This window comes from Caulobacter sp. D5, from assembly GCF_003185805.1.
Lineage (GTDB): Bacteria > Pseudomonadota > Alphaproteobacteria > Caulobacterales > Caulobacteraceae > Caulobacter.
Genome location: NZ_QHJY01000370.1, coordinates 1 through 8,133, shown reverse-complemented (window position 1 = coordinate 8,133; position 8,133 = coordinate 1). Strand labels below are relative to the sequence as shown.

Below are 8,133 nucleotides of genomic sequence, written 5' to 3'. Positions count from 1 at the left end.
GAGCAGCGGCCGGGGCCGGGGCGGCGGCGGGAGCGGCCGAGGCGGTCGCGCCTTCGGTCACCACGCCCAGGACCGTACCCGGAACCACGGTGGCGCCTTCCTCGGCGCTGATGGCGACCAGAACGCCGTCGGCCGGAGCCACGACTTCGAGGCTGACCTTGTCGGTTTCCAGCTCGACGAGCAGCTCGTCCTTCTTCACGGCCTCCCCGGCCTTCTTGGTCCAGCGGGCGACCGTCGCTTCGGTGACGGATTCGCCCAGGGCGGGGGTCATGATGTCGGCCATGGTTAGGTTCCGATGTCTCTTTTTGATCTGGCGGTCAGGGTCGGGTGCGAACTTAAACCGCCGCGCCTATCGAACAAGTCGAAGGGCGCGGCGGCTTGAAGGTTTGAACTCTTAGGCGAAGGCTTCGGTGAGGAAGGCTTCGAGTTCCTTGAGGTGGCGGCTCATCAGGCCGGCCGCGGTGGAGGCGCTGGCCGGGCGGCCGACGTAGCGGGCGCGCTTGGCCTTGATGTCCATCTTGTCGAGGGTGAGCTCGATCCACGGATCGACGAAGGTCCAGCCGCCCATGTTCTTCGGCTCTTCCTGAACCCACAGCAGCTCGGCGTTCTTGAAGCGGTTCAGCACGCCCATGACCGACTTCAGCGGCCACTGATAGAACTGCTCCAGACGCAGGATGTAGACGTCGTCGCGGCCGGTCTTGGCGCGCTGGTCGATCAGGTCGAAGTAGACCTTGCCCGAGCACATGATGACGCGCTTGATCTGGTCGTCGCTCTTCAGCGTGATCCCGCCGACGTCGCAGCCGGCTTCGGCGCCGTCCACCATCACGCGGTGGAAGGCGGTGCCTTCGGCCAGATCGGAGAGGTTCGAGACGGCGCGCTTGTGGCGCAGCAGGCTCTTGGGCGACATCACGATCAGCGGCTTGCGGTACTCACGGTGCATCTGGCGACGCAGGGCGTGGAAGTAGTTGGCCGGGGTGGTGCAGTTGACCACCTGCATGTTGTCTTCCGCGCACGACTGCAGGAAGCGCTCGAGGCGGGCCGAGCTGTGCTCGGGGCCCTGGCCTTCGTAGCCGTGCGGCAGCAGCATCACCAGACCGCTCATCCGCAGCCACTTGCGCTCGCCCGAGCTGATGAACTGGTCGATGACCACCTGGGCGCCGTTCACGAAGTCGCCGAACTGGCCTTCCCACAGGGTCAGGGTGTTCGGATCGGCCAGCGAGAAGCCGTACTCGAAGCCCAGCACCGCCTCTTCCGACAGGGCCGAGTCGATGACTTCGTAGTTGGCCTGGCCCGGACGGATGTTGTTCAGCGGCGTATAGTGCTCTTCGGTCTTCTGGTCGATGACGTCGGAGTGGCGCTGGGTGAAGGTGCCGCGGACCGAGTCCTGGCCCGACAGGCGGACCGGGAAGCCTTCGTCGAGCAGGGTGGCGAAGGCCATGTGCTCGGCGGCGCCCCAGTCGAGGCCTTCGCCCTTGGTGAAGGCGTCGCGACGGTTCTCGATGGCGCGGCGCACGGTCTTGTGGGCGTCGATGCGCTCGGGGATGGCCGTGATCTTGGCGGCCAGTTCCTGCAGCTTGGCGAGCGGCACGTCGGTCTTGCCGCGGCGCTCTTCGTCGCCGGGCTGGGCCAGGCCCTTCCACTTGCCGTCGAGCCAGTCGGCCTTGTTGGCCTTGTAGCTCTTGCCGCTCTCGAATTCGTTGTCGAGGAAGGTCTCGAACTCCGAGACCCAGCCGTCGGACTCGCCCTGGGTGATCAGGCCTTCGCCGATCAGGCGGTTGGCGTAGAGTTCGCGGGTCGGCGGGTGACCCTTGATCTTCGCGTACATCAGCGGCGACGTCATGGTGGGATCGTCGCCTTCGTTGTGACCGAAGCGACGGTAGCAGACCATGTCGATGACCACGTCCTTACCGAACTTCTGGCGGTATTCGGTGGCCACCTTAGAGGCGAACACGACCGCTTCGGGGTCGTCGCCGTTCACGTGGAAGATCGGTGCCTCGACCATCAGGGCCATGTCGCTCGGGTACGGCGAGCTGCGCGAGTAGCGCGGGCTGGTGGTGAAGCCGATCTGGTTGTTGACGATGAAGTGGATGGTGCCGCCCGTGCGGTAGCCCTTCAGGCCCGACAGGGTGAAGCACTCGGCCACCACGCCCTGGCCGGCGAAGGCCGCGTCGCCGTGCAGCAGCAGCGGCAGCACGTGGCCGCGGCCGGCGTCCGGGGTCTCGCGCAGCAGGAAGGCCTGCTTGGCGCGGGCCTTGCCGATGACGACCGGGTTGACGATTTCCAGGTGCGACGGGTTGGCGGTGAGCGACAGGTGGACCTTGTTGTCGTCGAACTCACGGTCCGACGAGGCGCCCATGTGGTACTTCACGTCGCCCGAACCCTCGACGTCCGAGGGCACCGACGAGCCGCCTTGGAATTCGTGGAAGATCACGTGGTAGGGCTTACCCATCACGGCGGCCAGCACGTTCAGGCGGCCGCGGTGCGGCATGCCCAGGACGATGTCCTTCACGCCCAGCGCGCCGCCGCGCTTGATGATCTGCTCCATGGCCGGGACCATGGCTTCGCCGCCGTCGAGGCCGAAGCGCTTGGTGCCGGGGAAGCGCTTGTGCAGGAACTTCTCGAAGCCCTCGGCCTCGATCAGCTTCTTGAGGATGGCGACCTTGCCCTCCTTCGAGAACACGATCTCCTTGTCGCGGCCCTCGATGCGCTCCTGCAGCCAGGCCTTCTCGTCGGGGTTCGAGATGTGCATGTACTGCACGCCGACGTTGTCGCAGTAGGTGCGGCGGACGATCGACAGGATCTCGCGGATCGTGGCGGTCTCCAGACCCAGCACGAAGTCGAGGAAGATCGGGCGGTCATAGTCGGCTTCGGTGAAGCCGTAGGTGGCCGGGTCGAGCTCGGGCGCGGCCTTCGGCGGCTCCAGGCCCAGCGGGTCGAGGTTGGCGGCGAGGTGGCCGCGCATCCGGTAGGCCCGGATCATCATGATGGCGCGCAGGCTGTCCAGCGTGGCGGCGCGGACGGCTTCGGCGGAGACGCCGGGAGCCTTGGCCTCGACGGCCTTGGCGATCTTGGCTTCGACGGCGGGGGCGACGGTGGCCCACTGGCCGTCGAGGGCCGAAAGCCAGTCGGGACGGACGCTGGGGACCTTCTTGGGGGTCCAGGCCGGGTCCTGGGCGGCGCGCTTGACCTGGTCGGCCTGCTCGGCCAGCGAGGAGAAGAAGGCGTTCCAAGAGGGCTCGACCGACCCGGGGTTCTCCGCCCACTGGGCGTAGAGGTCCTCTACGAAGGCGGCGTTCGCGCCGTAGAGGAAGGAGGTCTCGGTCAAGACCTGATTGATGATGCCTGCGTCGTCCGCCATCGTCTTCGCCTCGATGCTCGCCCGCCGAGGCCATCCGGCGGGATCACGAGCTCGTTTGAAACATGAAGCGCGACGACCGGTTGGCCGCTATCCATTTTCGGCCGCCACGCTTCGGATCCGTTTACGGGACCGGTGGTTAGACCGGTCCCGTAAATATAGTCTGTCAATCTCCCGTCGCCCGCGCCGGATGGCGAGGCCCAGGTGATTTTTTCGGATCGTCGACTGGCGGTCGCAAAAAACCTGGGCCCCGCACGGGGCGGGGTTTCGGTGTAGTTCTTAGCCCTTGAGGACTTCGAGCAGGGTCTCGCCCAGCTTCGCCGGCGACGGCGAGACGCGGATGCCCGCTTCTTCCATCGCAGCGATCTTGTCCTCGGCGCCGCCCTTGCCGCCCGAGATGATGGCGCCGGCGTGACCCATGTGACGGCCCGGAGGAGCCGTGCGACCGGCGATGAAGCCGACCATGGGCTTCTTGCGGCCGCGCTTGGCTTCGTCCTTCAGGAACTGGGCCGCTTCTTCTTCGGCCGAGCCGCCGATCTCGCCGATCATGACGATCGACTTGGTGGCTTCGTCGGCCAGGAAGAGTTCGAGCACGTCGATGAACTCGGTGCCCTTCACCGGGTCGCCGCCGATGCCGACGGCGGTCGTCTGACCAAGGCCCGCGTTGGTGGTCTGGAACACGGCTTCATAGGTCAGGGTGCCCGAACGCGACACGACGCCGACCGAGCCTTCCGAGAAGATGCCGCCCGGCATGATGCCGATCTTGCACTGGTTCGGGGTCAGGACGCCCGGGCAGTTCGGGCCGATCAGGCGCGAACGCGAACCCTTCAGGGCCTTCTTCACGCGCACCATGTCCAGCACCGGGATGCCTTCGGTGATGCAGATGATCAGCGGGATTTCGGCGTCGATGGCTTCCAGGATCGAGTCGGCCGCGAAGGGCGGCGGGACGTAGATCACCGAGGCGTCGGCGTTGGTGGCTTCCTTGGCTTCGCCGACCGTGTCGAACACCGGCAGGCCGATGTGCGTCTGGCCGCCTTTGCCCGGGGTGACGCCGCCGACCATCTTGGTGCCGTAGGCGATGGCCTGTTCGGAGTGGAACGTGCCCTGGGCGCCGGTGAAGCCCTGGGTGATGACCTTGGTTTCAGAACCGATGAGGATCGACATGATTAGCGAGCACCCTTCACGGCCGCGACGATCTTTTCGGCGCCGTCAGACAGATCGTTGGCGGCGATGACGTTCAGGCCGCTTTCCGAGATGATTTTCTTACCCAGCTCGACGTTGGTGCCTTCCAGGCGAACGACGAGCGGAACCTGCAGGCCGACTTCCTTCACGGCGGCGATGACGCCTTCCGCGATGATGTCGCAGCGCATGATGCCGCCGAAGATGTTGACCAGGATGCCCTTCACGGCCGGATCGGCGGTGATGATCTTGAAGGCCGCGGTGACCTTCTCCTTGTTGGCGCCGCCGCCGACATCGAGGAAGTTGGCCGGCTCGGCGCCGTACAGCTTGATGATGTCCATGGTGGCCATGGCCAGGCCTGCGCCGTTGACCATGCAGCCGATTTCGCCGTCGAGGGCGATGTAGGCCAGGTCGTACTTCGAGGCTTCGATTTCCTTGGGGTCTTCTTCGGTCTCGTCGCGCAGGGCGCGGATGTCCGGGTGACGGAACAGCGAGTTGCCGTCGAACGACAGCTTGGCGTCCAGGACGCGCAGGTGGTCGTCGGCCGTGACGATCAGCGGGTTGATCTCCAGCATGGCCATGTCCTTGGCCAGGAACGCCGTGTAGAGCTGCGTCAGCAGCACGGCGGCTTCCTTGGCCAGGCCGCCGGTCAGGCCCAGGGCCTTGGCCAGCGCGCGCTGGTGGGTCGGCCACACGCCGGTGGCGGGGTCGATCGAGAACGAGTGGATCTTTTCCGGGGTGGCGTGGGCCACGTCCTCAATGTCCATGCCGCCTTCGGTCGAGGCGACCACCGAAACCATCGAGGTTTCGCGGTCGACCAGCAGCGACAGGTAGAATTCCTTGGCGATCGCAGCGCCTTCCTCGATGTAGAGGCGGTTCACCTGCTTGCCCTTGGGGCCGGTTTGGTGCGTGACCAGCACGCGACCGAGCATTTCCTCGGCCGACGCCTTGACGTCTTCGACCGACTTGACGACGCGGACGCCGCCCTTGGCGTCGGGGCCGAGGCCCTCGAACTTGCCCTTGCCGCGGCCGCCGGCGTGGATCTGGCTCTTCACGACGAAGACCGGACCGCCCAGCTTCTCAGCGGCGGCGACGGCCTCTTCGGGAGTGAACGCCGCGAAGCCACGCGGGACGGGGGCGCCGAACTCCGCGAGGACGGCTTTGGCTTGATGCTCGTGAATGTTCATGAGGGGACCGGTCTTCCGCGACGGTTCTTGAATGTGGCGGCGTTATAGGAGCGTGATTTCGCAGGCGCAACCGCATGGGGGCGATAAGGTGTCGCCTTCTGCTGATCGATTGTCCGAAAGAACGCTCCCGGCCCATCCGGGAAGGCGAGAGGCAGGAAAAACCTGCACTTTTACGAAAGCGCCCACAGACTCCGGTTATCTGGAATGGCGGTCTTGGAGGCGCGCCGACGGCGGTCGCTTTTTTGGGCGTGCGGCGCCTGCGAAATGAGCGACGGGAGGCCTGGAGAGGGTCGTGCCGGGCGCGAGGCGCTTTTGTCGCAGAACCGCGATCTTCCACTCAAGCTTAGCTATTGGGTGCTGAAGCTTCTCGAAGAAACAACGGCTTAAATACGATGCTCTTCGTGCGCAATAGGCTGGCGGGAGTTGGGCTCTACTTGGAGTTTCGAGACGCCGCCGTAGTATAAATAATCTATTTACCGCATCGAAGCTCTTGCTAGTCCGATACGCGCCCGGCGACCCCCTTGTCCCGGCCTGCAATGGAAGACTTCCATGTTCAATCGCTCACAAGTCCAGGCCGTCGAGACCCTGGCCGCGCTGGACCGGTCGCTGGCGACCATCGAGTTCGATCCGAAGGGCCGGATCCTCACCGCCAACGAGAACTTCTGCGCGGCCATGGGTTATGCGCTGTCGGAGATCGTCGGCCGCCACCACAGCCTGTTCGTCGAGCCGGACTACGCCGCCAGCGCCGACTACGCCGCCTTCTGGGCCAAGCTCGGGCGCGGCGAATTCGACGCCCGCGAGTACCTGCGCGTGGGCAAGGGCGGCCGCGAGGTCTGGATCCAGGCCTCCTACAATCCGATCCGCGGCGCGCGCGGGGGCGTCACGCGCATCGTCAAGGGCGCCACCGACATCACCGAGCAGAAGCGCCGCGCCGCCGAGCAGCACGGCAAGATGGAGGCCGTCAGCCGCGCCCAGGCGATGATCGAGTTCACCCCGGCCGGCGAGATCGTCACCGCCAACCAGAACTTCCTCGACGCCCTGGGCTATACGCTGAGCGAGATCCAGGGTCGCCACCACCGGATGTTCGTCGACGGCGCCTATGCCAATTCGCCGGACTACGCCGCCTTCTGGGACCGCCTGAACAGCGGCGAGTTCGTCGCCGCCGAGTTCAAGCGCGTGGGCAAGGGCGGGCGCGAGGTGTGGATCCAGGCCTCGTACAACCCGATCTTCGACCACAAGCGCCGCATCGCCAAGGTCGTGAAGTTCGCCACCGTGGTCACCGGCCGCGTGCACGCGGTCAACGAGATCGCCCAGGGCCTCGACCACCTGGCCCGCAACGACCTGACCTATCGCATCAGCAAGCCGGTCGATCCGCAGTTCGACAAGGTGCGCAACGACTTCAACAGCGCCATGTCGGCCCTGGACGGGGCCATGGGCGTGGTGTCGTCGGCCACCCGCAGCGTCGGGGCCGGGGCGCAGGAGATCTCGATCGCCGCCGACGACCTGTCGCGCCGCACCGAGATCCAGGCCGCCAATCTCGAGGAGGCCGCCGCCGCCCTCGACCAGATCACCGCCACCGTCAACCGCAGCGCCGAGGGCGCGCGCGAGGTCTCGCAGGTCGCTTCGGCCGCCCGCGTCGACGCTACCCGCTCGGGCGAGATCGTCGGCGAGGCGGTCGCGGCCATGGGCGAGATCGAGGAAAGCTCGGGCAAGATCACCAGCATCATCGGCGTGATCGACGAGATCGCCTTCCAGACCAATCTGCTGGCCCTCAACGCCGGCGTCGAAGCCGCGCGCGCCGGTGACGCCGGCAAGGGCTTCGCGGTCGTGGCCTCGGAAGTGCGGGCCCTGGCCCAGCGTTCGGCGGAAGCGGCCAAGGAGATCAAGGCCCTGATCGCCAAGAGCACCTCCCAGGTCGGCCGCGGCGTGCGGCTGGTCGGCGAGACCGGCGAGGCCCTGTCGACCATCGTCGAGAAGGTCGGCCGCATCGACGGCCTGATCCTGGAGATCGCCGAGTCCTCGCGCGAGCAGGCCACGGGCCTCTCGGAGGTCAACACCGCCGTCAACCGCATGGACGAGGTGACCCAGCGCAACACGGCCATGGTCGAGGAGGCCACGGTGGCCTCGGCCAGCCTGAAGATGGAGGCCGCCGAACTGGCCCAGCTGATCTCGCGGTTCAGCACCACCGGCGGCGGCCAGATCGCCCCCTCCGAGATCCGCCGCCAGCCGGTATCGCGTCCCGGCCAGTCGCGCCCGGCCCCGCGCAAGGTCGCCAGCGGCGGCGGGACCGTCGCCGCGGATGAATGGACGGAGTTCTGAGACCTCTCCCTTCCCCCTTGATGGGGGAAGGGTCGGGGATGGGGGTGATGCGGCGGTTCAGCCGGCAAGGCTGCTGTCACCCCCACCCAACCC

Annotated in this window: 5 protein-coding genes; 1 reads left to right on the top strand and 4 read right to left on the bottom strand. The window is 66.5% G+C overall.

All coding sequences use genetic code 11. From position 1 onward, the window contains the following. From DMC18_RS21140 to sucC, 4 genes are all read right to left on the bottom strand, one after another. A partial coding sequence (locus DMC18_RS21140) for a biotin/lipoyl-containing protein (RefSeq protein ID WP_304539040.1) occupies nucleotides 1–283 on the bottom strand: 283 nt, incomplete at its 3' end. A 111-nt stretch (nucleotides 284–394) separates the two neighbouring features. Beyond that, nucleotides 395–3,358, bottom strand: coding sequence for a 2-oxoglutarate dehydrogenase E1 component (locus DMC18_RS21135; RefSeq protein WP_110133287.1), 2,964 nt, complete (start codon nucleotides 3,356–3,358; stop codon nucleotides 395–397). Nucleotides 3,359–3,634: 276 nt separating this feature from the next. Next, nucleotides 3,635–4,519 (bottom strand): succinate--CoA ligase subunit alpha, encoded by an 885-nt coding sequence (gene sucD, locus DMC18_RS21130; protein ID WP_110120085.1) that lies wholly within the window; start codon nucleotides 4,517–4,519, stop codon nucleotides 3,635–3,637. Between the two features lie 2 nt (nucleotides 4,520–4,521). After that, the gene (gene sucC / locus DMC18_RS21125; RefSeq protein WP_110120086.1) at nucleotides 4,522–5,721 is read right to left on the bottom strand and encodes an ADP-forming succinate--CoA ligase subunit beta; all 1,200 of its coding nucleotides are present in this window, start codon (nucleotides 5,719–5,721) and stop codon (nucleotides 4,522–4,524) included. A 549-nt stretch (nucleotides 5,722–6,270) separates the two neighbouring features. On the opposite strand from sucC, the gene DMC18_RS21120 reads away from it, so the two are divergent. Further along, nucleotides 6,271–8,040: a PAS domain-containing methyl-accepting chemotaxis protein gene (locus DMC18_RS21120; protein ID WP_110133286.1), complete on the top strand. Its 1,770-nt coding sequence runs from the start codon at nucleotides 6,271–6,273 to the stop codon at nucleotides 8,038–8,040. Nucleotides 8,041–8,133 lie beyond the last annotated feature (93 nt).